The sequence below is a fragment of the Sulfitobacter donghicola DSW-25 = KCTC 12864 = JCM 14565 genome (genome assembly GCF_000622405.1).
Classification (GTDB): domain Bacteria; phylum Pseudomonadota; class Alphaproteobacteria; order Rhodobacterales; family Rhodobacteraceae; genus Sulfitobacter; species Sulfitobacter donghicola.
This window is the reverse complement of sequence record NZ_JASF01000005.1, coordinates 2,112,758-2,133,703: the sequence shown is the minus strand read 5'-3', so window position 1 is coordinate 2,133,703 and position 20,946 is coordinate 2,112,758. Positions and strand designations below refer to the sequence as shown.

The window sequence follows — 20,946 nt, the reverse complement described above, 5'->3', positions numbered from 1 at the left end:
GGTGGCGGCATGGGTAGTGTCTGGCAAGCCTTTTTCTGGGGATAACCTCATTCTTTCGGGGATAACCCTAATAATTAGTTATTATTAGCGATTATTTCGCATGCAAAACCGACCCAAAAACAAAACGCCTCCGGTTAAAACCGAAGGCGATCACGTGAGGGGGCGCAAATAAAAGAAGAAATCGCGCGGCAGCGCGACCTTTGGATTACTTCGCTTCGAGCGCATCCAGCCGCGCTTTGAGCGCTTCATTCTCTTCGCGCGCTTTTTGGGCCATCGCGCGCACGGCATCAAATTCTTCGCGGGTCACAAAATCGCGATCGGCCAGCCAGCGGTCCATCATGCCTTTCATCGCATTTTCCGCTTCATCCTTTGCCCCTTGCGCCACGCCCATTGCGTTGGTCATGATCTGGCTCAGGTCGTCAAAAATTTTGTTGCGGGTCTGCATCTGGTCTCTCCACTGTCTATGCGCCCTATATGGGGTCACCTGCGCTATCATGCAAGGTTGACTTCCCCGCGCTGTCGCGCTCAATCAGCGCATGCACGCACTTATTCCCTTCCCCGATATCTCTCCCGAGATTTTCAGCCTCACCTTTTTTGGCATGACATTCGCCCTGCGCTGGTATGCTGTTGCTTATATCGTCGGCATTTTACTGGGCTGGCGTTTGGTTTTGCGCGCTGCGAACACACCGCGCCTTTGGCGCGACGATAAGCCGGTTATGACAGGTGCCCAGATCGAAGACCTTCTGACTTGGGTTATTCTGGGCGTTATCCTTGGGGGGCGTCTGGGGTATGTGCTTTTCTATCAACCTGCCTATTACCTCTCCAACCCAACTCAGATCATAAGAGTGTGGGAAGGCGGAATGTCGTTTCATGGCGGGGCGCTGGGTGTGATCGTGGCCGCGTTCATCTATACAGGGCGGCACCAGATCGCGCGGATCAGCGCCGGAGACCTGATCGCCCTTGGGATTGCTCCGGGGCTCCTGCTGGGGCGGCTCGCGAATTTCATCAACGCCGAGCTTTGGGGCCGTCCGACAGATGCGCCTTGGGGGGTCGCCTTCCCAACCGAGGCGGCGCAACATTGTCCTGATGTCTTGGGCATCTGCGCCCGCCACCCCTCACAACTCTACGAAGCCGCGCTTGAGGGCTTTGTTCTGGGGGGCATTCTGATCTGGCTGGTATGGAAACGGGGTGCCTTTAAATTCCCCGGCCGCGTTATGGGGACATTCCTTGCAGGATACGGCATCGCGCGCTTCCTTGTTGAATTCGTACGTCAACCCGATACCCAATTCATTAGCAACGGCAACCCACTGGGTCTTGCGTGGCATATTGGCGGCTATGGCCTGACCATGGGGCAAATCCTGTGCCTGCCTATGATCGCGATTGGCCTCTACTTTATCATCCGCTCGCGGCGCGCAGCATGAGTTTGCGCGACATCCTCATCGCGCAGATCGCAGCACAAGGCCCTATGCGGCTGGACGCCTATATGTCGGCTTGCCTGCTCCACCCTGAGTTCGGTTACTATACAACACGCCCCCCCTTTGGTGCCAAAGGCGACTTTATCACCGCGCCGGAAATCAGCCAGATGTTTGGTGAGCTTGTCGGATTGGCCTTGGCCCAAGCATGGATAGATCAAGGCGCCCCCTCGCCCTTTACACTTGCCGAACTTGGCCCCGGCCGTGGGACGCTGATGGCTGATGTTTTACGCGCAACGGCAGGTGTTCCCGGTTTTCGGGACGCGGTACAGGTTGTTTTGCTAGAGGCCTCGCCTGCCCTGCGTGACGCGCAGGCGAAATCCCTGACAGGCTATGCCCCGACATGGATCAACACCATCCAAGAGTTGCCACAACAGGCGACCTTCCTCGTCGCGAATGAGTTTTTCGATGCCCTGCCCATCCGCCAATTCATCCGCGATGCAGACAACTGGCGCGAAAGGCAGATCGGCGTTCAGGACGGCGCCCTTGTCTTTGGCCTTGGCCCAAGCCAGCAACAACCTGCCCTGTCGCACCGTTTAGAAGACACCAAAGACGGGGACCTGATCGAAGATTGCGCAGCTGTAGCCCCCGTTCTGTCCGAAGTCTGTTTACGCCTAGAGCAATTTGGTGGTGCAGCCTTGATTTTTGATTACGGCGATTGGCGCAGTTTGGGTGACACGCTTCAAGCGGTGCAAAACCACGAAACAACTGATCCGCTCGCCAATCCGGGCCATGCGGACCTGACCGCGCATGTGGATTTCGAAGCCCTGCTGGCCGCCGCTGCCCCCTGCACCGCCAGCCGCGTTACTGGCCAAGGTGTGTTTCTGGAACGGTTGGGTATAACCGCGCGCGCGCAGGCCTTGGCACAATCCCTAAGCGGCACCGCGCTAGAGAACCACATTGCAGCACATCGCCGCTTGACGCACCCTGAGGAAATGGGAACCTTGTTCAAGACTTTTGGAATCGTGCCAAATGGCAAACCCATGCTACCGGGATTAGAAACATGACCCTCGAAATCTTAACCTCAGATGCCATCGGGACCACACATGGTTTTTTCACCCGCCGTGGCGGTGCGTCCTCTGGCGTGTTTGCGGGGTTGAATTGTGGGCAGGGGTCTACGGATCAAGCCGAAATCGTAGCGATCAATCGCGCGCGCGTGGCCGAAGCGATGGGGGTTGCGCCCGATCATTTGCTGGGCGTTCACCAGATACATTCCTCGACAGCTATTACTGTCGATGCCCCGATGGCGGAAAAGCCCCGCGCAGATGCGCTGGTCACAGCCACCCCCGGCCTTGCGCTATCTGTACTAAGTGCCGACTGCCAGCCCGTGTTGTTTGCAGATGCAGAGGCGGGTGTGATTGGCGCGGCCCACGCCGGATGGCGCGGCGCGCTAGACGGTGTTTTGCATTCTACCGTGGATGCGATGGAGCAGTTGGGGGCAAAGCGCGAAAATATCGTGGCTGTCATCGGCCCCGCCATCAGCCAAGCCGCCTATGAAGTTGGTCCTGAGTTCCTCGACAGCTTTATGGCCGAAGATCCCGAATATGCGCGTTACTTTATCAATGGTGAAGGGGATCGAATGATGTTCGACCTTCCCGGCTTTGGCCTGAACCGTTTGCGCGCAGCTGGTGTTGGCCATGCTGAATGGACGCGCCATTGCACCTTTTCTGATTCTGATCGATTCTATTCCTATCGGCGCACCACCCACGCCAAAGAGGCGGATTACGGTCGCCTGATCGCCGCGATCACTCTTTGAATCGGGCACAATCTGGGCAAACCCTGTCACGGCTCTGCCCCAGTTTGTCGTTAACGGCGGCGAAACAATCCAGATCATTGTTGCCAACATCCGCACAATAGCCACGCAAACCCCTATTTTTATGGGGTTCAGGTGAATAAGGCCAAGCCGTCACAATCCTTGGTAAATGCGGCGTGGAAATTTCGAAATTTTTATTCAGATGCCCAAAACCAGCCAGAATGCCCCGTCATATTCAGTCTCAAGCAAGGGCCAGCGCCCAAAACAAAAGCACACTGAGGTACAGAGACATGAAAACGAACGCACGCTTTATCAAATCGATCACAAAAGCAGCCGCTGAAAACGATACAGTCATGCCTTGGGCACGGGGCAGCCGCCGCGCAGCATTCATTGCAAAGCGCCGCGCCGCTGAAACGCCTCTGCGTAAATCAGCCTAAAACCAAATTCTCCGGAAGCAGACATCCTCCTGTCCCCTCGTAGTCTGCAACCATCTTAAAACCCCTTTCTGCGAAAAAACGCAGGGAGGGGTTTTCTGATTCTTAGCCAGAATGTGGCGGAACCACCCAAAGAAGTGGAAACAAAACCCGTAAAGTTTATGGAATTGGCGATCAAAACCTACCAAATGTAATGGAATCTTTGACAATCGGGCAGAAAAAGGGCGAATTAGGTCTCACGAAAGACACGAAATGACCAACACGTTATTTCCGTCGTTGTCGGTGGGGGCCGACGAGGGATGTGACAAACCATGATAGGTGAATCGCATGACACTAACTGCAAATCCAGCTGCCGCTCGCCCCGCAGCACGTAAAACAGGCTACGGAATGACAGCTGCTTCCATGCCAAATTCAAAAAGGCCCCAGATGAGCGCCCAAATGACCACGCGCACTTATGAAATCGCCGCCCTGCGCGAAGACGATTCTCTTTTCATTGGTCAGGGTACTGCTCCGGCAATTTCTCTTTTCGAAGACGCATTCTCAGCCTTTACGCATGGGAGCCTTATTCAGACCACGATGGGCCCTGTCGCAGTAGAAGACCTGCAACCGGGTGATATGGTTGAAACCGCCACGGGTGAAGCCGCCGAACTGATCTGGGTGGGCACATCGACATTCTCTCCTGCGGATACCGGCAAGCGCACGCCGCTGGTGCGCATCATGCCAGATGCTTTGGGCCAGTCACGCCCCGAGCGCGCTTTGACCGTTGGACCGGGCGCACGTATTTTGCACACGCCAGCAAACCTGCGCGGTTTGGCTGATGGCCGACAGCTGCTTACCCCAGCGTCCAAATTTGTAGACGGTGTAAACGTGATCGAAGTGACGCCGCCAACACCGACACGCCTGTTCCATATTTGCCTGTCACGCCATGCGGTTATCACGGTGGATGGCATTGAGATGGAAACATTCCACCCTGGCGCTGCTGGGCCACGCGAGGTGAGCCATTCGCTGCGCGATCGCTTTATCTCGCTCTTCCCGCGCATTGGGCATCTGTCAGATTTTGGTCCGCTGGCACACCCGCGCGCACCCGAAGTGGACACGCACTAAAAATCTCTCTCTTGAGCAGGAGGTTCCCTATCAGGCCTCTATGCTCAAACGTTCCTCCAAAACGTCGAACGGAACGCCGGGGTCATCCTTGGCGTTCCGGATGACCAGCGAGGTTTTCACGCTGGCTACATTATCAGCCTTCAGTAGATCTTCGGTCAAAAAGCTTTGAAAGCTGGAAAGATCAGGCGCCACGCATTTTAGCATGAAATCCACCTCACCGTTCAGCATGTGACATTCGCGCACAAGCGGCCATTCACGGCAGCGATCCTCAAAGGCGGATAGGTCTGCTTCGGCTTGGCTATTCAACCCGACCATCGCGAAAACCTGCACCTCGAAACCCAATTCACGGGCATCGACATCGGCGTGATAGCCACGGATAAAACCTTGCTCTTCCAAGGTGCGCACACGGCGCAAACAAGGTGGCGCGGAAATACCAACCCTTTTGGCCAGCTCGACGTTCGTCATACGGCCGTCTGCCTGCAATTCAGCCAAAATTTTCCGATCAATCGGATCAAGTCGTGAACCGGCCATATGCCCCCCATTGGATTTTCGATTGTTATATAGATAACGCTACCACACGCAACATTATTTCACAAAGACGCAACTTTGTGACAATTGAGAAAATTGCACTCTGCCGCCGCATTCCAAGGCGTTTCTCGGCTCATCACGGTATTGGCAACGCATGCCCCCCTTCAAGGGGTTTAAGACGCACCAAGCGGCGTATATATCGGAGGCAACGCAGATTCCTATATTACAAAGGTGCCACATGGCCGACACACGTAAGACAAAGCTATTGATCATCGGCTCAGGCCCAACAGGCTATACCGCTGGCGTCTATGCCAGCCGCGCCCTGCTAGAGCCGATCCTTGTTCAAGGGATTGAGCCTGGCGGCCAGCTAACCACCACAACCGAGGTCGAAAACTGGCCTGGTGACTCTGAGGTTCAAGGCCCCGACCTGATGGTCCGCATGGAAGCACATGCAAAGGCGATGGGCACAGAAATCATCGGTGACATCATCGTTGACCTTGACCTTAGCAAGCGTCCGTTCATCGCAAAAGGCGACAGCGGCACCACCTATGAAGCGGATGCCGTGATCCTTGCAACGGGCGCACGGGCCAAATGGATCGGCCTAGAGACCGAAGAAAAATTCAAAGGCTTTGGTGTTTCCGCCTGCGCAACCTGCGATGGCTTTTTCTATCGCGGCCAAGAGATTGTAGTGATCGGTGGCGGCAACACCGCCGTTGAAGAGGCTCTGTTCCTGACCAACTTTGCCTCAAAGGTAACGTTGGTTCACCGCCGCGATGAACTGCGCGCAGAGAAAATCCTGATCAACCGCCTAGAGAAGAACCCCAAGATCGAGCCGCTGTGGTTCCATGAGCTGGAAGAAGTTTACGGCACCGACAGCCCCTTGGGCGTTGAGGGCATTAAGGTAAAGCACACAAAGACGGGTGAAATCACCGACATCCCCTGCAAAGGCGTTTTTGTTGCCATCGGCCACGCCCCTGCCAATGAATTGGTGAAAGATACGCTAGAAACCCATATGGGCGGCTATGTTGTTACCAAACCAGACAGCACCGAAACCTCGATCCCTGGGGTATTCGCAGCAGGTGACCTGACGGATCACAAATTCCGCCAAGCGGTGACAAGCGCTGGCATGGGCTGTATGGCGGCGCTAGAGGCTGAACGCTTTTTGGCCGAAGTCGACGACGAATAACCCAAAACCCCTGACGTAGAGATAGGCACAGACCATGACCCCCAAAACCCGCATCGTCATTTCAAGCGATCACGCCGATATCCCTCTGCGTCAGGCCATTGCCGCACATGTTGCGGAACGCGGCTATGAGGCCGTTGATATCGGCCCTGCCACGGCAGAAAGCACCGATTACCCCAAACACGGCGAAGCCGCCGCGCGGCAGGTTGCGTCAGGCGATTGCGCGCTGGGGATCATCGTCTGCGGCACCGGTCAAGGCATCATGATGGCCGCCAATAAGGTAGAGGGCATCCGCTGCGGCGTGTGCTCTGACACGTTTTCGGCGCGAATGATCCGCCAGCACAACGACGCCAACATGATTTCAATCGGGGCGCGGGTGATTGGCGCGGGTCTGGCGATTGATATCATTGATGCCTTTCTGGATGCGGAATTCGAAGGTGGGCGCCACGCAAAACGTGTCGACATGATCAAAGCGATCGAGGGCTAGCCCCCCTATAGGGCCAGATCCGACCTGTTGCAGTTCCCCCACAATGGGCGAACTGCAGCGCAGGTCGAAAGTTTGTTCTTGCATGAACATACTTTTGCGCTATTTGTTCACCCGTGAACAAACCTTGAGTCGATCCCATGGCAATCTCGCCCGAAAAAGTCACCTCCGAGCAGGAGGATCAAATGTTCCGCCTGCTGCGGCAGCTGGACAACGCGCCTTCCGCGTCCCAGCGCGCGACTGCGGCGGCTATTGGCGTATCTTTGGGACGGTTTAACGCGCTTTTGCGCCAAGCAACCGACGCAGGGCTTGTCAGTATCAGTGACCATAACGGGCCAGACAAACGCGCCCGTTATGCCTATGCGATTACCCCGCGTGGCGAGGCCGAAAAGAACCGCATCGCCAACCAATTTTTATCCCGAAAATTTGCTGAATATGAAGCGTTGCACGCTGAACTGACAGGCACAGCTTCGGACCATTCTCCTTTAAAAATCAGGACTAAACTCATGCAAAACAACCTTGCCCCCATTCCAGAGCTGTATGTGTCGTATGACAGCGCGGAAAAGCTGAAACTTGAAGCCGCTGATCTGGTTAGCCACGATCTGACACCCCGTCAGATCTGCGATCTGGAACTGCTGATGAACGGCGGGTTCAACCCGCTGAAAGGCTTCCTGACCGAAGAAGACTATGACGGTGTTGTTGAAAACATGCGCCTTGCCGACGGCAGCCTGTGGCCAATGCCAATCACGCTGGATGTGTCCGAAGACTTTGCCGCCTCACTGGAAGCAGGCCAAGACATCGCGTTGCGCGACCAAGAAGGCGTTATTCTGGCGACCATGACTGTCACCGACAACTGGGTCCCAAACAAAGCGCGCGAAGCGGAAAAAGTATTCGGCGCCGATGATGACGCGCACCCAGCGGTAAACTACCTGCACAACCAAGCGGGCAAAGTATACCTTGGCGGCCCTGTCACAGGCATCCAGCAGCCCGTTCACTATGACTTCAAATCGCGCCGCGACACACCTAACGAAATGCGTGCGCATTTCCGCAAAATGGGCTGGCGCAAAGTGGTTGCATTCCAAACCCGCAACCCGCTGCACCGCGCCCACCAAGAGCTGACATTCCGCGCGGCACGTGAAGCCCAAGCGAACCTGTTGATCCACCCTGTTGTTGGCCTGACAAAGCCCGGCGATGTGGACCACTTTACCCGCGTGCGCTGCTATGAGGCAGTTCTGGACCAGTACCCACAAGCAACAACAGCCATGTCTTTGCTGAACCTTGCCATGCGTATGGCTGGCCCACGTGAGGCCGTTTGGCACGGTCTGATCCGTAAAAACCACGGCTGCACGCACTTCATCGTTGGCCGCGACCACGCGGGCCCTGGCTCGAACTCGCAGGGCGAAGATTTCTACGGCCCCTATGACGCACAAGAGCTCTTCCGCGCCAATCAGGAAGAAATGGGCATCGAAATGGTCGATTTCAAACACATGGTTTGGGTAGCAGAGCGCGCCCAGTACGAAGCCATGGACGAAATCAAAGACAAAGACGATGTGACCATCCTGAACATCTCGGGCACGGAACTGCGCCGCCGCTTGGCTGAAGGTCTGGAAATCCCTGAGTGGTTCTCCTTCCCTGAAGTTGTAAAAGAGCTGCGCCGCACCAAGCCACCGCGCGCGAAACAGGGTTTCACCGTATTCTTCACAGGCTTCTCCGGTTCCGGTAAATCCACCATCGCCAACGCGTTGATGGTCAAGCTGATGGAACAAGGCGGCCGCCCTGTGACATTGTTGGACGGTGACATCGTGCGCAAAAACCTGTCTTCCGAGCTGGGCTTTAGCAAAGAGCACCGCGATCTGAACATCCGCCGCATCGGCTATGTTGCGTCCGAGATCACCAAAAACGGCGGCATCGCCATCTGTGCGCCTATCGCGCCTTATGCCACCACGCGCCGCGCGGTACGTGAAGACATCGAAGCCTTTGGTGCCTTTGTTGAAGTGCATGTTGCGACCTCGATCGAGGAATGTGAACGCCGCGACCGCAAAGGCCTGTACAAACTGGCGCGCGAAGGCAAGATCAAGGAATTCACAGGGATCTCAGACCCTTACGATGTTCCAGTCAGCCCCGAGCTGAGCGTTGAGACAGAAAATGTTGACGTAGACAACTGCGCACACCAAGTTCTGCTCAAGCTGGAAAGCATGGGCCTGATCAAAGGCTAAGCCTTTCTTCAGCAAAAGAAAATCAAAGGCCAGCCCCAACGGGCTGGCCTTTTTTCGTTTCAAAGCCCCCCTGCCCCAAAAGTGCCGCCACGTCACTTTTTCATTTTTCCAAAATATTGATCCACATCAATTCGAATGTGTGAATGTGTATGCAAAAAACCTCATCCAAGTGAGTTCAATTCCTAAAGGAGGAGGCACAATGCCACTAAACTGGAAAACTGGCGGGGTCTTGTTAGGCTTTGTTTTCTTTCTGGCTGTTTTGCTGGTCAAACCTATTGGCGTAAGCACCCAGTTTGTCATTCTTGACGGTATCGTCGCAGATGCCGTCAATCCTAATTTTATCACCCAAACCGATGAAGGCTATACATCTACAAACGCCTATATGGCCAAGTCCAACGGTAAATACGCCAAGAGCGCGGCGAACCCGATCAATTATAGTTTTGTCTTTGTCATCGCTATGGTTATTGGCGCGGCAGTTTCTGCAATGGCACGCGGCGGCATCACTGCCTCTGATCGTGCGGTCCCAGCGATTTGGCGCGCCAACTTTGGCGATTCATCAACCAAACGCTACATCGCCGTATTTATCTCTGGCTTTATCGTACTTTACGGTGCGCGTCTGGCTGGTGGCTGTACGTCTGGCCATATGATGTCGGGCATGATGCAAACATCCCTGTCCGGCTACATCTTTGCCGCTGGCGCGTTTGCTGCTGCCGTTCCGACCGCCCTGATCATGTTTAAAAAGGAGGCCTAAACCATGTCATCCATTATTCTTGCTCTCGTAATCGGCGGCATCTTTGGTGCCACTTTGGATCGCATTGGCGCCACCAGCCCTGACTGGATCGGCAAAATGCTGGCCCTCAAGCATCTACACCTCATGAAGACAATCTTGCTGGCGATTGGTGTTGGGTCGACATTGATGTTTGTGGGCCAGATGCTTGGCTTGGTCGATGTTGCCCATATGAGCGTTAAATCCGCATATGTCGGCGTCTTTATCGGCGGGATCATGTTGGGTATTGGCTGGGCTGCTTCCGGCTACTGCCCCGGCACAGGGGTTTGCGCAGCGGCTTCTGGTCGCAAAGACGCATTGTTCTTTATTGCTGGGGGCCTTTTGGGTGCAGCGGCCTATATGGCAACTTACCCCGCATGGGAGGCCAGCGGCCTGTTGAACAGCATCGCTGGTGGCAAGGTTACCCTTGGCGCGGTTCCGGGATCAAAGTTCTCAGGGGTGTCTACTCTGCCAGGTGATATCCTTGGTGTTATTCTGGGCCTGATCCTGATCGGTGTCGCGTTTGTTTTGCCTGATCGCCTTGTCGGGGGGCCAACAGCTGCCGAAGTGCCTGCAGAATAATCCTGCTAACCAGCAGCTTTTGCACCCAAAACGACCAAAGGCCAGCCCTAACGGGTTGGCCTTTTCAATCGCGGCCAACCTCTACCAAGCTGCGGTGTAGATCCCCAACACGTCAGCCTCTGAAAGTTCGCGTGGGTTATTCACCAGCAGGCGTGTCTGGTTCATCGCATCGCTTGCAAGCTTGGGCAGGACGTCTTTTGGGATATCCATCTCTCGCAGGCTTTGTTGCAGACCGCAGCGCTGGGACAGCGCGGCCATTGCATCACAAAAGGCCATTGCCCGCTCTTTCACATCTGTAATTTTTGCCAATTCCGGAAAGGCGAAACCTGCAATTTCGGCATATGGCTCTGGGGCAACTTCTGCGTTGAAGCGCAGCACATAGGGGAGGACCAGCGCATTCGATAACCCGTGTGGCACATGGAAATGCCCGCCAATCGGATAGGCCAGCGCATGAACCGCCGCCACAGGTGAGTTGGCAAACGCCTGCCCTGCCAGCATTGATCCCAGCAACATGTCCGAGCGCGCCTGTATATTATCGCCCGAATGCACTGCTGTTTCCAACGATGCCCCCATCAGTTGCAAGGCTTCGGTCGATAGCTTGCGGGAAATCGGATTGTTGTTTGGGCTGGCCGAGGCATAGGCCTCGATCGCGTGGACCATCGCATCAATCCCAGTTGCCGCCGTGATATGGGGTGGCAAGCCCAATGTCAGCTCTGGGTCAAGCAGCGCGATGTCAGGCAAAAGAACCGGTGAGACAACGCCCATTTTTTCGCTCTCACCCGTTGTCACGATAGAAATTGGCGTCACTTCAGAGCCTGTGCCCGATGTCGTGGGCACCAAAATCAGAGGCAACCGCGGCCCCTTGGCATTGCCGACACCGTAGACATCTTTGAGGCTTTCGCGCCCCATCCCCAGCAACGCCACCAGCTTTGCCACATCTAACGAAGACCCGCCGCCCAATCCGATGACCCCTTGCACCTTTGACTGGATCGCCAATTGCGCACAGTGGTTTATCACCTCTTCGGGCGGATCAGCCTTAACATCCTGATAGAGCGTGACCGCGACCCCCGCCTCCTGCAAAGCAGCCAAGGCCTTTTCAACGATCCCAGTGGCCATCATCCCCGGATCCGTGACAAGCAACACCCGCGAGCCAATTTCGGCTTTGGTCATATCCCCGATCTGAGCCAAAAGCCCAGCGCCAAATCTAATGCTGGCAGATGTGTTGAAATTAAATGGCTTCATAAAAACGCTCCTCTTCCCAAGGAGATACTGCGCAGACCCCAAGCGCAGGTCAATTCATACCTTGGCTTTAGCGCTGACACCCTTGCGTCACTGTTTTTCTGGCGCATGCCCTTTCAACGGAAAAAGGGACCGCATTTCTGCGATCCCCTGATTTGCTTCGGCGCCTTTGCAGGTGGCCCTAATGCACCAAAACAGGCGCGTAATTATGTTCGCGCGCCAAATCAAAGGCCAGCTTGCGATCCCCCACAAGGGCAAGCTGCTGCCCCTTGGCATCATGAACCGCATATAATTGGTCCAGCCCTTCGGCCTGATCGCGCACTTCGCGGGGCAGATCGGTTACGGCAATCGTTTTGACGTATACGGTCCGGTCCTGCGGTCCTGTCATTTCGGTATTTTCCATAGCTCTACCCCTTTCGGATATTGATTGTTTGCACAACGGTTTCAGGTTTGGCTTGGGTCAGGTCCACGTGCAGCAGACCGTTTTCCATAAGCGCCTCGCCCACTTCGACACCATCGGCCAGCACAAAACTGCGCTGAAACTGGCGCCCAGCGATTCCACGATGCAAGAACACGCGGCCTTCGCTGTCGTCTTTTTGCCGACCACGGATAACCAATTGGCGGTCCTCGACGGTGATCGACAGTTCATCCTCTGCAAAACCTGCAACAGCCAGCGTGATGCGATAGCTTCGCTCGGAGGTTTGTTCAATATTGAAAGGCGGATAGCCCTCGTTGCCGGATTTAGCGCTGCGTTCCAGCACCCTTTCCAACTGTTCGAATCCCAGCATGTGGGGATAGGAAGCCAGCGTTAGTTTCGTCATCAGCGACACGTCCTTTTCATCTCAAGCGACAGTCTTGGGCCGTCCCATGATTGGCAACGACACCCCATGAATATGGGAATAGTTGCCGCGTGGCGCAAGGGCTATGCGACAAAGCGATTAACGCTTATGAATAAAACTATAGTTGTTAGCGAGAATCACAGCCATGAATGCACCTACCGATCTCTCTATGAAAACCGATGAGGTCTTGCGCGTCGAATTGGAAGTCTTTCGCCGCGAGCACAGCGACCTGAATGATGCCATTGATGCCCTAAATGAACGCGGCACATCCGATCAGTTGACCATGCGGCGATTAAAAAAGCGCAAATTGATGCTGAAAGACCGGATCGCCCAGATCGAAGACCGTTTAACCCCCGACATTATCGCCTAGGTGCAAACGGCGACGCAAATTGCCTCACCACATTGCCCTCCCCTGTTAGCTGGCTATAGTGCCGGCTTCGAAACTTTGACGTAAAGGCCGCAGCGCTATGAGCACTCCCCCCGTTGGTATTATTATGGGTTCCCAGTCTGACTGGTCCACCATGCGCGAAGCCGCAACATTGCTGGATGAGCTGGGCATCGCATACGAGACGCGCATCGTCTCGGCCCACCGCACGCCTGATCGTTTGTGGGAATACGGCAAAACGGCTGTTGATCGCGGGCTACAGGTGATCATTGCTGGCGCTGGGGGTGCGGCCCACCTGCCCGGTATGATGGCGTCAAAGACGCGTGTGCCTGTTGTGGGCGTGCCTGTGCAAACCCGCGCTTTGTCGGGTGTTGATAGCCTGTATTCCATTCTTCAAATGCCACGCGGATTTCCCGTTGCCACCATGGCGATCGGGTCAGCTGGTGCTGCAAATGCTGCCTTGATGGCCGCTGGCATCCTTGCGTTGAAAGACGATGCAATCGCCGCACGCCTTGATGCGTGGCGTGACGCCCTTTCCGCCTCTATTCCGGAAGTTCCTACCGATGACTAATCCTCTCCCCACTGGTGCAACGATTGGTATTCTGGGGGGCGGCCAATTGGGCCGCATGCTCAGCGTGGCGGCCGCCCGTTTGGGTCTGCGCACCCACATCTATGAACCCGGTAGCAACCCGCCCGCCGCAGACGTCGCCAATGCGGTGACCACCGCAGCCTATGACGACACCGCCGCGCTGACCGCCTTTGCGCAGTCGGTTGATCTGGTCACCTATGAATTCGAAAACATCCCGACCGAAGCGCTGGATGTGATCGAGGCGATTACCCCGATCCACCCCAACCGCCGCGCGCTTGGCACCTCCCAAGACAGGTTGGTAGAAAAGACCTTTCTTCAGGACATTGGCCTGACGGTTGCGCCTTTCGCAGACGTTACTGATGCCGCCAGCCTTGACGCGGCTGTGGCCAGCGTTGGCACACCCGCGATCCTGAAAACCCGCCGCTTTGGTTACGATGGCAAAGGCCAATCGCGCCTGAAAACGCCTGAGGATGCGGCAACAGCCCTTGCCGATATGGCGGGTGCGCCTGCGGTGCTGGAAGGGTTTGTGAACTTCAGCATCGAAATTTCGATCATCGCGGCGCGCAACCCGCAGGGCGAAATCGCCTGTTACGATCCCGGCGAAAACATCCACCGCGACGGTATCCTGCACACCACCACTGTTCCAGCAAAGCTGCCGCCGCGCTTGCGGACGGATGCCGTGCTGTTGGCCGCCAAGATCCTGAACACGCTGGACTATGTCGGCGTAATGGGGGTTGAGCTGTTTGTGACGCCACAAGGGCTAATCGTGAATGAGATCGCCCCGCGGGTCCATAACTCGGGCCATTGGACACAGAACGGCTGCGCAGTTGATCAGTTTGAGCAGCACATCCGCGCCATCGCGGGCTGGCCACTGGGTGATGGCACGCGTTACGCGGATGTCGTGATGGAAAACCTGATCGGTGACGATGTTGACGCGATCCCCGCCCTCGCCAAGGAACCCAACTGTGCCATTCACCTATATGGCAAGGTCGAAACCAAGGCGGGTCGGAAAATGGGTCACGTGAACAGGGTTACGCGCTAGCCCCTAGCCCATGAACCGCGCGGCGATGTCACCGCTCATATAGCTGACACGCCCCTGAACCAACGTGGCAGCCACCCGCAGGCTGTCACGATCCAGCACAACCATATCAGCGCGTTTGCCCGCCTCTAGGGTGCCCCGATCTGACAGGCCCAGCACGGCCGCAGGTCCGGCAGAGACCAAAGACCACGCACCAGCCAAATCCAGCATGCCGTTTTGCCACAACATCAGCGCCGCACGCCGCGCACTGGGGTAATGGTAATCCGAAGCAAGGGCATCGCAGTACCCCATGGCAATCAGGTCTACAGCCGACACATTCAGGTTGTGCGACCCGCCTCTCACCACGTTGGGCGATCCCATAACCACGATGCCGCCGCCCTCTTTTGCTGCTTCGGCGGCTTCTAGCGTTTCGGGGAACTCGGCCACGTTTACGCCGCGTTTGGCCCATGCTGCGCGTTGCGGGGCGGTGGCGTCGTCGTGGCTGCCCATGGCGATGCCGCGTTGCCCCAGTTGCCCACACAACCAATCCAGCGCCGAGGGAACCTCATCCGCATAAGACTCAAGCGATTGCATCAGCGCCAAATGGTTTTCAGGACTGCGCCGCGCCTTTAAGGCTTGGGAAACCAACCTGCGCGGCTGGCGACCCTCCTTGAGGCGGTCATGCGGGAGGTGATCGTTAAACACGATATACCGCAGCCCCCATTCGTCCATCTTGGCTGGCAGCTCGTCATATAGTTCTAGCTGATAGGTTTCAAAGCGCAGCTGGCCGCGTAGATCGGTCACCATCTTTGGCGCGACATCGCGCAGGTGGCTAAACACCTCTTCGGCGAACTCTAGCCCGCGCACGCCCCCTTCCCAGCTGATGAACTGGGCCAAGGTTGCGGTGGTGATGCCGTTTGCTGCCAGCTCGGCCTCGACGGCGATCAGGCCCTCGGCCATATCCTTCATCGCGCCGCGACGGGGGGCAAGGTGGCGTTCAAACCCGTCCCCATGCACATCGACAATACCGGGCAGCACCAGATACCCGCTTAGATCAACTGCACGCCCCACAGGAGCATCAACGATCACGCCATCCGCAAAGGACAGCCCGTCACGGTGAAGCCCTGCCCGCCCCAAAATCTCGGCACCTGTCAGATCAAGGTTTAACACTTTGCTTATCCTCTCCGCTGAGGCAGTCGCCTTCGGGGCAGCCTAATTGTTCAAGCACAGCACCCAACAAAGTTAGATCGGGGTCAAACAGGCCCGTGTTCAAAAATTCTACCGTTTGGGCAATGACACGCGGATTATTCATCATGAATGTATGGGTCACAGGTAAGGTAATATGGGCCTTCATCCCCCTAAGGCGGGTTGAGGCGACCGTCACCTTGCCGTCATCCGGCCCGGGTAAAACGGACGAGAAATATGGGTTGAGAGATTGCGATCCTGCGATCACACCCAATTCAAAATTCGCATCTGGCAGGCTGCGCGGCAAAGAATCCTCGCCTGTGCCCATCTGCATTCCAGCGGGGCCATTGATCCAGTCAAAGGCAATGATGTCACGCAATTCGTCAATGACTTCGCTGCCTTGGTTTGGCGGCCCCAACATCACCACGCGCCCGATTTGGTCTGGCCCGACCTCGGCCACCCATTGACGAACAAGAATGCCGCCCATCGAGTGGGTAACGAAATCAACTTTCTCTGTACCACAGGCCGCAACGGCATCCGGTACTGTTCTGCGGGTTAGCTCTTCGATCGGGGCCTCGGTAGACGGATAGCCCGGGCGGATCACGCGCCAACCCTCAGCCTCCAGTGCCGCCTCCATCAAGGCAAAGGAGCTTTCGGTTCTGGCAAGACCGTGCAGCAGGATGACACAGCGCGCTTGGGCCGCGCTGGCCATCAGGACAAAGGCGCATATGATCGCTGTTATTCTCATGCCACGCTATGTAGTGGCATTCGGCTGGCTTGTAAGCCCCTTACGCGGGGGCTTGGCTAAAACTATTTGGTTGGGCTGTTAGGGTGCCTAAGGTTTCTTGGCGCTCACCGCCCAACCGATCCCCCCAACAACCAAGGCCGCGGCGACCAAAACAGTGCCAGAAACTGCCTCGCCCAGCAGGGCCGCTCCGGCGACAATTGCAATCACGGGGACGCTGAGCTGTACAATCGCAGCTGTTGTCCCCTGCATTTGGCGCAAGACGTTGTACCAAAGGGCATAACCCAGCCCCGATGTCACCGCGCCACTGATCACGGCCAATAGGATACCTTGAGCGTCCCCAGAAAAATCGCTGTTGAAAAGAAGGATTGTAAGGATCGGCAAGCACAAGACAAAGTTCGCAGCCGACGCAGCCAAAGGATCAGCGGACGAGCGCCCGACGATGGAATAGGCCGCCCAGCCAAGCCCTGCCAAGATCATCAAGCCTGCGCCGATAGGGTCTGTTGTCGCTTCCGTGCTCGGCCACAGAACCAGCAGCAACCCAGCAAAGGCTAGCGCCGCGCCGCTCAGCTGGCGCGCAGTCGGTTTGGCTGCGGTAACGCCTGAATGGGTAAACATCGCAATCTGGGTAACACCAAACAGGATCAACGCCCCCAACCCCGCATCAAGCGTTGAGTAGGCCAATGAAAACCCGAACATATAGGCCGTGAGGCTGATCGCCCCAACAAGGCGGGTGCGATTGAACAGGGGCAAAGCCTTGCCTTGCCACAACACAATGCCAGAAAGCATCAGAGCACCAGCGGCAACGCGAACAATCGCAAAGGCGCCAGGGCCAAGATGGCCACCGTCAACCGCCGCGCGGGTTAACAGCGAATTGGCGGCAAAGGCGCACATGGTGAGGACAGTCAAAAGGATCAAACGCATAAGGGGGGCCTAACCTGTCCCAGCGGCTCAGCCAAGGAGTTTCGACAGGCAGTCGCCCTCACTTCTTCGGCATTTGAATGGGCTGATCGTCATCGCCCTAAACGTGACAAAGGGCCCAAGCGGGCCCTTTGCACTGTCTTTGCAGACAGGTGGCATCTCTTGATCTGGTTGCCCGAAGGCTTGCAGACCTCAGAGAGGCATCCGTAAGCGGTTGCTTACATCATGCCGCCCATGCCGCCCATGCCGCCCATGTCAGGCATTGCTGCGCCGCCGCCGTCTTTGGACGGGCGATCGCCAACCATTGCTTCGGTTGTGATCAGCAGACCCGCGATGGATGCTGCGTCCTGCAGAGCTGTGCGGCTCACTTTTGCAGGGTCAATCACGCCGAAGTTGAACATGTCGCCATATTCTTCGGTCTGAGCGTTAAAGCCGAATGTCAGGTCGTCGCTTTCGCGGATTTTGCCCGCAACAACGGAACCGTCAACGCCGGAGTTTTCAGCAATCTGGCGCAGCGGCGCTTCGAGCGCTTTGCGTACGATTGTGATACCAACGTTCTGGTCGTTGTTTGCGCCTTCCAGACCGTCAAGCGATTTTGCCGCCTGAACCAGAGCAACACCACCACCAACAACGATGCCTTCTTGAACAGCAGCGCGTGTCGCGTTCAGGGCGTCATCAACGCGGTCTTTACGCTCTTTCACTTCTACTTCGGTCATGCCGCCAACACGGATAACAGCAACACCGCCAGCCAATTTGGCAACGCGTTCTTGCAGTTTTTCACGGTCGTAGTCGGATGAGGTTTCTTCGATCTGGTTACGGATCTGTGCAACACGTGCTTCGATGTCACCCTTGTCGCCACCGCCATCAACGATTGTGGACTCGTCTTTGGTGATTTGAACTTTCTTGGCGGAACCCAGCATGTCCATTGTTACGGACTCAAGCTTCATGCCCAGATCTTCAGAGATCACCTGACCACCTGTCAGAACTGCAAGGTCTTGCAGCATGGCTTTGCGGCGATCGCCGAAACCAGGTGCTTTGACCGCAGCGATTTTCAGGCCGCCGCGCAGTTTGTTCACAACCAGAGTTGCCAGCGCTTCGCCTTCAACATCTTCTGCAATGATAACCAGTGGCTTTTGCGACTGGATCACCTGCTCGAGCAGTGGAACCATTGGCTGCAAGGAAGACAGTTTTTTCTCGTGAAGCAGGATGATCGCGTCTTCCAGCTCAACAGTCATTTTGTCAGAGTTTGTGACAAAGTAAGGGGACAGGTAACCGCGGTCGAACTGCATGCCTTCAACAACATCGGTTTCTGTTTCCAGACCTTTGTTCTCTTCAACAGTGATAACGCCTTCGTTGCCAACTTTTTGCATCGCGTCTGCGATCTGACGACCGATTTCCGCTTCGCCGTTTGCAGAAATTGTACCAACCTGAGCAACTTCGTCGCTGTCGGAAACAGGGCGTGCAGCGGATTTGATCGCTTCAACAACAGCGGAAGTCGCCATGTCGATGCCGCGCTTTAGGTCCATCGGGTTCATGCCAGCGGCAACCGATTTCATGCCTTCTTTAACGATGGCCTGAGCCAAAACAGTTGCGGTTGTTGTACCGTCGCCTGCTTCGTCATTGGTACGGGAAGCAACTTCCTTAACCATTTGTGCGCCCATGTTCTCGAACTTGTCTTCCAGTTCGATCTCTTTAGCAACAGATACACCATCTTTGGTGATGCGTGGTGCGCCGAACGATTTGTCCAGAACAACGTTGCGGCCTTTTGGGCCAAGTGTAACTTTTACAGCGTCTGCCAGAATGTTCACACCTGTGAGCATCTTGTTGCGCGCGTCTGTACCGAATTTGACGTCTTTTGCAGCCATTTTCGAAATCTCCTAATTTAGTTTTATGATGGAAAGCGTGTCGTAGGGTGGGTGAAACCCACCTGCCCTATGTTCAGGACAGGATCCCCATGATGTCGCTTTCTTTCATCATCAGCATTTCTACGCCGTCGACGGTTACTTCTGTGCCGGACCATTTGCCGAACAGAACTTTGTCGCCTGCTTTTACCGCTGGTGCGATCAGTTCGCCGCTGTCTTTGCGGGCGCCTTCGCCTACAGAAACGACTTCACCTTCGGAAGGCTTTTCTTTCGCGCTATCGGGAATAATCAACCCGCCAGCAGTTTTCTCTTCGCTTTCTGTGCGCTTTACCAGCACGCGGTCGTGAAGCGGTGTCAATGCCATCTTTGTAGCTCCTTGATGCTCAAAGTTATATCTCTATGACCGGCCCTTCACCTGAAGCGGCCAGCCGTTATCACTCACCTAGGTCGAGTGACAACAAGCGATAGGTAGGGAGGAGTCGGGCGTGAGTCAACAACTGGACAAAGAAAACTCGGAAACCCGCATTCAGCACCTTAGTCAACCCCAAGCACACGAGACGCAACCGAGACAGCTTCGGCGCCAGCGGGTGTAATCCCATAAACCCCTTTTTCCACTTTCTCAAACCAGCCATAGTGGTTGTCTCGCATCATGGTCGTGGCCCGTTTGACGCTGGTTTCACGCGCAACATCCGCGCCTTTACTTGCACCAACCTCGAATAGATAGACGGCGATTTTCACCGCATCCTGCCGATAGGCCGTCACCAGCCCCGCCCGTGTTTGCCCCCCGTCATTTGGATCACCCTGACGACGGGCAAATTCCTTTAGCAACGTCGCCTTGCGTTTGGCGTTTTTGCGGGGGGCATAGGGGCCAGGATCACAGTGAACGGTCACCAATCCATCTTCGACCCGCACCGTCATCAGCCCAAGGCCCAACCGCCGCGCCATTGCCGTGTTCGCCTTGACGGCTTTGTAAAACGGTTTTCCCGATTTATGCGCAACGGCAAGGTAGACATCATCGCTGACCTTTAGCCGCTCGATACATTGATGGAATAGCGCTAGCGAAAACCCCAGCTTTAGCTCAACAACCACGGGCGGTTCAGCACCCCGCACCGCGACAACATCAGCCGCGCCCACTTCGGCCTTTACCACATAGCCCTGATCCTCAAGAAAGGATTTCACGGGCGGGTATAAATCTGTCTCGCGTGTTGTCATGTGCTGAAACTAGCACCATTCCCATACATCGTGAATCCCCCTAAACTGCCCTGATGACACGTGATGAGCTAACCCAATTCTGCGCCGCCCAGCCCCACGCCACCCATGTTGTGCAATGGGGCAACGCGGATGTGTACAAGATCGGCGGCAAAGTCTTTGCCATCATCGGCATGGGCAACAGCGGCGCAACAGCAACGTTCAAGACATCCCATATGGCGTTTGAGATCCTCTCAGACAGCCCCGGATTGCAGCCAGCGCCCTATATGGCGTCACGGGGGTTAAAGTGGATCCAACACTACGCCGAACCCGGCCTGTCGGACGACAGCCTAAAGGATCACATTCGCGCCTCTTATGAGATGGTTGCCGCTGGTCTGACCAAGAAAATGCGCGCTTCGCTGGGGATAAAAGAGGTTTAGGCGGGGCACATAG

General features: G+C 55.9%; 25 protein-coding genes. 14 read left to right on the top strand and 11 right to left on the bottom strand.

Annotation, left to right across the window (positions count from 1 at the left end; genetic code table 11):
• Positions 1 to 205: 205 nt before the first annotated feature.
• Complete coding sequence (locus Z948_RS0111590; RefSeq protein ID WP_025059732.1) at positions 206 to 445, bottom strand: accessory factor UbiK family protein; 240 nt, start codon at positions 443 to 445, stop codon at positions 206 to 208.
• 91 nt (positions 446 to 536) lie between these two features.
• Here Z948_RS0111590 and lgt point away from each other — a divergent pair, with 91 nt between their 5' ends.
• From lgt to Z948_RS0111565, 5 genes are all read left to right on the top strand, one after another.
• Positions 537 to 1,421, top strand: a complete 885-nt coding sequence (lgt, locus tag Z948_RS0111585; RefSeq protein WP_025059731.1) for a prolipoprotein diacylglyceryl transferase — start codon at positions 537 to 539, stop codon at positions 1,419 to 1,421.
• Positions 1,418 to 2,479, top strand: a complete 1,062-nt coding sequence (locus Z948_RS0111580) for a class I SAM-dependent methyltransferase (protein WP_025059730.1) — start codon at positions 1,418 to 1,420, stop codon at positions 2,477 to 2,479. Before lgt ends, Z948_RS0111580 begins: the two co-directional genes overlap by 4 nt.
• The gene (gene pgeF / locus Z948_RS0111575) at positions 2,476 to 3,228 is read left to right on the top strand and encodes a peptidoglycan editing factor PgeF (protein WP_025059729.1); all 753 of its coding nucleotides are present in this window, start codon (positions 2,476 to 2,478) and stop codon (positions 3,226 to 3,228) included. The genes Z948_RS0111580 and pgeF overlap by 4 nt, the downstream gene beginning before the upstream one ends.
• 287 nt (positions 3,229 to 3,515) lie before the next feature.
• The gene (locus tag Z948_RS19075) at positions 3,516 to 3,662 is read left to right on the top strand and encodes a hypothetical protein (RefSeq protein WP_169736157.1); all 147 of its coding nucleotides are present in this window, start codon (positions 3,516 to 3,518) and stop codon (positions 3,660 to 3,662) included.
• Positions 3,663 to 4,085: 423 nt separating this feature from the next.
• The gene (locus Z948_RS0111565) at positions 4,086 to 4,763 is read left to right on the top strand and encodes a Hint domain-containing protein (RefSeq protein WP_052033191.1); all 678 of its coding nucleotides are present in this window, start codon (positions 4,086 to 4,088) and stop codon (positions 4,761 to 4,763) included.
• Between the two features lie 30 nt (positions 4,764 to 4,793).
• Here the strand turns inward: Z948_RS0111565 and Z948_RS0111560 are convergent, their stop codons facing one another.
• Positions 4,794 to 5,294, bottom strand: a complete 501-nt coding sequence (locus Z948_RS0111560) for an Lrp/AsnC family transcriptional regulator (protein ID WP_025059727.1) — start codon at positions 5,292 to 5,294, stop codon at positions 4,794 to 4,796.
• A gap of 235 nt (positions 5,295 to 5,529) precedes the next feature.
• Between Z948_RS0111560 and trxB the strand changes: the two genes are divergently transcribed.
• The 5 genes from trxB (at position 5,530) to Z948_RS0111535 (ending at position 10,522) form a co-directional block, all read left to right on the top strand.
• Complete coding sequence (gene trxB / locus Z948_RS0111555; protein WP_025059726.1) at positions 5,530 to 6,477, top strand: thioredoxin-disulfide reductase; 948 nt, start codon at positions 5,530 to 5,532, stop codon at positions 6,475 to 6,477.
• 34 nt (positions 6,478 to 6,511) lie between these two features.
• Complete coding sequence (rpiB, locus tag Z948_RS0111550) at positions 6,512 to 6,961, top strand: ribose 5-phosphate isomerase B (RefSeq protein WP_025059725.1); 450 nt, start codon at positions 6,512 to 6,514, stop codon at positions 6,959 to 6,961.
• Between the two features lie 182 nt (positions 6,962 to 7,143).
• Positions 7,144 to 9,174, top strand: a complete 2,031-nt coding sequence (locus tag Z948_RS0111545; RefSeq protein ID WP_425427133.1) for a bifunctional sulfate adenylyltransferase/adenylylsulfate kinase — start codon at positions 7,144 to 7,146, stop codon at positions 9,172 to 9,174.
• Positions 9,175 to 9,373: 199 nt separating this feature from the next.
• Positions 9,374 to 9,925, top strand: coding sequence for a YeeE/YedE thiosulfate transporter family protein (locus tag Z948_RS0111540; RefSeq protein ID WP_025059723.1), 552 nt, complete (start codon positions 9,374 to 9,376; stop codon positions 9,923 to 9,925).
• A gap of 3 nt (positions 9,926 to 9,928) precedes the next feature.
• A complete protein-coding gene (locus Z948_RS0111535) occupies positions 9,929 to 10,522 on the top strand; it encodes a YeeE/YedE thiosulfate transporter family protein (protein ID WP_025059722.1) in 594 nt (197 codons plus the stop codon).
• An 81-nt stretch (positions 10,523 to 10,603) separates the two neighbouring features.
• Here Z948_RS0111535 and Z948_RS0111530 read toward each other — a convergent pair whose 3' ends face one another.
• From Z948_RS0111530 to Z948_RS0111520, 3 genes are all read right to left on the bottom strand, one after another.
• Positions 10,604 to 11,764 (bottom strand): iron-containing alcohol dehydrogenase, encoded by a 1,161-nt coding sequence (locus tag Z948_RS0111530; protein WP_025059721.1) that lies wholly within the window; start codon positions 11,762 to 11,764, stop codon positions 10,604 to 10,606.
• 178 nt (positions 11,765 to 11,942) lie between these two features.
• Positions 11,943 to 12,164: a DUF1150 family protein gene (locus Z948_RS0111525; RefSeq protein WP_025059720.1), complete on the bottom strand. Its 222-nt coding sequence runs from the start codon at positions 12,162 to 12,164 to the stop codon at positions 11,943 to 11,945.
• 4 nt (positions 12,165 to 12,168) lie between these two features.
• Positions 12,169 to 12,582, bottom strand: coding sequence for an Hsp20 family protein (locus Z948_RS0111520; protein ID WP_025059719.1), 414 nt, complete (start codon positions 12,580 to 12,582; stop codon positions 12,169 to 12,171).
• A 163-nt stretch (positions 12,583 to 12,745) separates the two neighbouring features.
• On the opposite strand from Z948_RS0111520, the gene Z948_RS0111515 reads away from it, so the two are divergent.
• The 3 genes from Z948_RS0111515 to Z948_RS0111505 all read left to right on the top strand — a co-directional run bounded on the left by Z948_RS0111515 (position 12,746) and on the right by Z948_RS0111505 (position 14,616).
• Positions 12,746 to 12,970 carry a YdcH family protein gene (locus tag Z948_RS0111515; RefSeq protein WP_025059718.1) on the top strand — a complete coding sequence of 75 codons (225 nt, stop codon included), beginning with the start codon at positions 12,746 to 12,748 and terminating at the stop codon, positions 12,968 to 12,970.
• 97 nt (positions 12,971 to 13,067) lie between these two features.
• On the top strand, positions 13,068 to 13,556 hold the full coding sequence (gene purE / locus Z948_RS0111510; protein ID WP_025059717.1) for a 5-(carboxyamino)imidazole ribonucleotide mutase: 489 nt from the start codon (positions 13,068 to 13,070) through the stop codon (positions 13,554 to 13,556).
• Complete coding sequence (locus Z948_RS0111505) at positions 13,549 to 14,616, top strand: 5-(carboxyamino)imidazole ribonucleotide synthase (RefSeq protein ID WP_025059716.1); 1,068 nt, start codon at positions 13,549 to 13,551, stop codon at positions 14,614 to 14,616. The genes purE and Z948_RS0111505 overlap by 8 nt, the downstream gene beginning before the upstream one ends.
• 3 nt (positions 14,617 to 14,619) lie before the next feature.
• Here the strand turns inward: Z948_RS0111505 and Z948_RS0111500 are convergent, their stop codons facing one another.
• The 6 genes from Z948_RS0111500 to Z948_RS0111475 all read right to left on the bottom strand — a co-directional run bounded on the left by Z948_RS0111500 (position 14,620) and on the right by Z948_RS0111475 (position 20,517).
• A complete protein-coding gene (locus Z948_RS0111500) occupies positions 14,620 to 15,762 on the bottom strand; it encodes an alpha-D-ribose 1-methylphosphonate 5-triphosphate diphosphatase (protein WP_025059715.1) in 1,143 nt (380 codons plus the stop codon).
• On the bottom strand, positions 15,749 to 16,525 hold the full coding sequence (locus Z948_RS0111495; RefSeq protein WP_025059714.1) for an alpha/beta fold hydrolase: 777 nt from the start codon (positions 16,523 to 16,525) through the stop codon (positions 15,749 to 15,751). Before Z948_RS0111495 ends, Z948_RS0111500 begins: the two co-directional genes overlap by 14 nt.
• An 87-nt stretch (positions 16,526 to 16,612) precedes the next feature.
• Entirely contained in the window at positions 16,613 to 17,446 is an 834-nt protein-coding gene (locus Z948_RS18055) for a DMT family transporter (RefSeq protein WP_037952232.1), read from the bottom strand.
• A gap of 215 nt (positions 17,447 to 17,661) precedes the next feature.
• Entirely contained in the window at positions 17,662 to 19,308 is a 1,647-nt protein-coding gene (gene groL / locus Z948_RS0111485) for a chaperonin GroEL (protein WP_025059713.1), read from the bottom strand.
• 73 nt (positions 19,309 to 19,381) lie between these two features.
• Positions 19,382 to 19,669, bottom strand: a complete 288-nt coding sequence (locus Z948_RS0111480; protein WP_025059712.1) for a co-chaperone GroES — start codon at positions 19,667 to 19,669, stop codon at positions 19,382 to 19,384.
• 170 nt (positions 19,670 to 19,839) lie between these two features.
• The gene (locus Z948_RS0111475; protein ID WP_025059711.1) at positions 19,840 to 20,517 is read right to left on the bottom strand and encodes a DUF2161 domain-containing phosphodiesterase; all 678 of its coding nucleotides are present in this window, start codon (positions 20,515 to 20,517) and stop codon (positions 19,840 to 19,842) included.
• A gap of 53 nt (positions 20,518 to 20,570) precedes the next feature.
• Between Z948_RS0111475 and Z948_RS0111470 the strand changes: the two genes are divergently transcribed.
• Complete coding sequence (locus Z948_RS0111470) at positions 20,571 to 20,933, top strand: MmcQ/YjbR family DNA-binding protein (protein ID WP_025059710.1); 363 nt, start codon at positions 20,571 to 20,573, stop codon at positions 20,931 to 20,933.
• The last annotated feature ends 13 nt before the right edge of the window (positions 20,934 to 20,946 follow it).

Excerpts from the sequence above, each read along its gene's own strand:
- Z948_RS0111590 (WP_025059732.1), bottom strand. The coding sequence starts at position 445 with ATGCAGACCCGCAACAAAATTTTTGACGACCTGAGCCAGATCATGACC.
- lgt (WP_025059731.1), top strand. The coding sequence starts at position 537 with ATGCACGCACTTATTCCCTTCCCCGATATCTCTCCCGAGATTTTCAGC.
- Z948_RS0111580 (WP_025059730.1), top strand. The coding sequence starts at position 1,418 with ATGAGTTTGCGCGACATCCTCATCGCGCAGATCGCAGCACAAGGCCCT.
- pgeF (WP_025059729.1), top strand. The coding sequence starts at position 2,476 with ATGACCCTCGAAATCTTAACCTCAGATGCCATCGGGACCACACATGGT.
- Z948_RS19075 (WP_169736157.1), top strand. The coding sequence starts at position 3,516 with ATGAAAACGAACGCACGCTTTATCAAATCGATCACAAAAGCAGCCGCT.
- Z948_RS0111565 (WP_052033191.1), top strand. The coding sequence starts at position 4,086 with ATGAGCGCCCAAATGACCACGCGCACTTATGAAATCGCCGCCCTGCGC.
- Z948_RS0111560 (WP_025059727.1), bottom strand. The coding sequence starts at position 5,294 with ATGGCCGGTTCACGACTTGATCCGATTGATCGGAAAATTTTGGCTGAA.
- trxB (WP_025059726.1), top strand. The coding sequence starts at position 5,530 with ATGGCCGACACACGTAAGACAAAGCTATTGATCATCGGCTCAGGCCCA.
- rpiB (WP_025059725.1), top strand. The coding sequence starts at position 6,512 with ATGACCCCCAAAACCCGCATCGTCATTTCAAGCGATCACGCCGATATC.
- Z948_RS0111545 (WP_425427133.1), top strand. The coding sequence starts at position 7,144 with ATGTTCCGCCTGCTGCGGCAGCTGGACAACGCGCCTTCCGCGTCCCAG.
- Z948_RS0111540 (WP_025059723.1), top strand. The coding sequence starts at position 9,374 with ATGCCACTAAACTGGAAAACTGGCGGGGTCTTGTTAGGCTTTGTTTTC.
- Z948_RS0111535 (WP_025059722.1), top strand. The coding sequence starts at position 9,929 with ATGTCATCCATTATTCTTGCTCTCGTAATCGGCGGCATCTTTGGTGCC.
- Z948_RS0111530 (WP_025059721.1), bottom strand. The coding sequence starts at position 11,764 with ATGAAGCCATTTAATTTCAACACATCTGCCAGCATTAGATTTGGCGCT.
- Z948_RS0111525 (WP_025059720.1), bottom strand. The coding sequence starts at position 12,164 with ATGGAAAATACCGAAATGACAGGACCGCAGGACCGGACCGTATACGTC.
- Z948_RS0111520 (WP_025059719.1), bottom strand. The coding sequence starts at position 12,582 with ATGACGAAACTAACGCTGGCTTCCTATCCCCACATGCTGGGATTCGAA.
- Z948_RS0111515 (WP_025059718.1), top strand. The coding sequence starts at position 12,746 with ATGAATGCACCTACCGATCTCTCTATGAAAACCGATGAGGTCTTGCGC.
- purE (WP_025059717.1), top strand. The coding sequence starts at position 13,068 with ATGAGCACTCCCCCCGTTGGTATTATTATGGGTTCCCAGTCTGACTGG.
- Z948_RS0111505 (WP_025059716.1), top strand. The coding sequence starts at position 13,549 with ATGACTAATCCTCTCCCCACTGGTGCAACGATTGGTATTCTGGGGGGC.
- Z948_RS0111495 (WP_025059714.1), bottom strand. The coding sequence starts at position 16,525 with ATGAGAATAACAGCGATCATATGCGCCTTTGTCCTGATGGCCAGCGCG.
- Z948_RS18055 (WP_037952232.1), bottom strand. The coding sequence starts at position 17,446 with ATGCGTTTGATCCTTTTGACTGTCCTCACCATGTGCGCCTTTGCCGCC.
- groL (WP_025059713.1), bottom strand. The coding sequence starts at position 19,308 with ATGGCTGCAAAAGACGTCAAATTCGGTACAGACGCGCGCAACAAGATG.
- Z948_RS0111480 (WP_025059712.1), bottom strand. The coding sequence starts at position 19,669 with ATGGCATTGACACCGCTTCACGACCGCGTGCTGGTAAAGCGCACAGAA.
- Z948_RS0111475 (WP_025059711.1), bottom strand. The coding sequence starts at position 20,517 with ATGACAACACGCGAGACAGATTTATACCCGCCCGTGAAATCCTTTCTT.
- Z948_RS0111470 (WP_025059710.1), top strand. The coding sequence starts at position 20,571 with ATGACACGTGATGAGCTAACCCAATTCTGCGCCGCCCAGCCCCACGCC.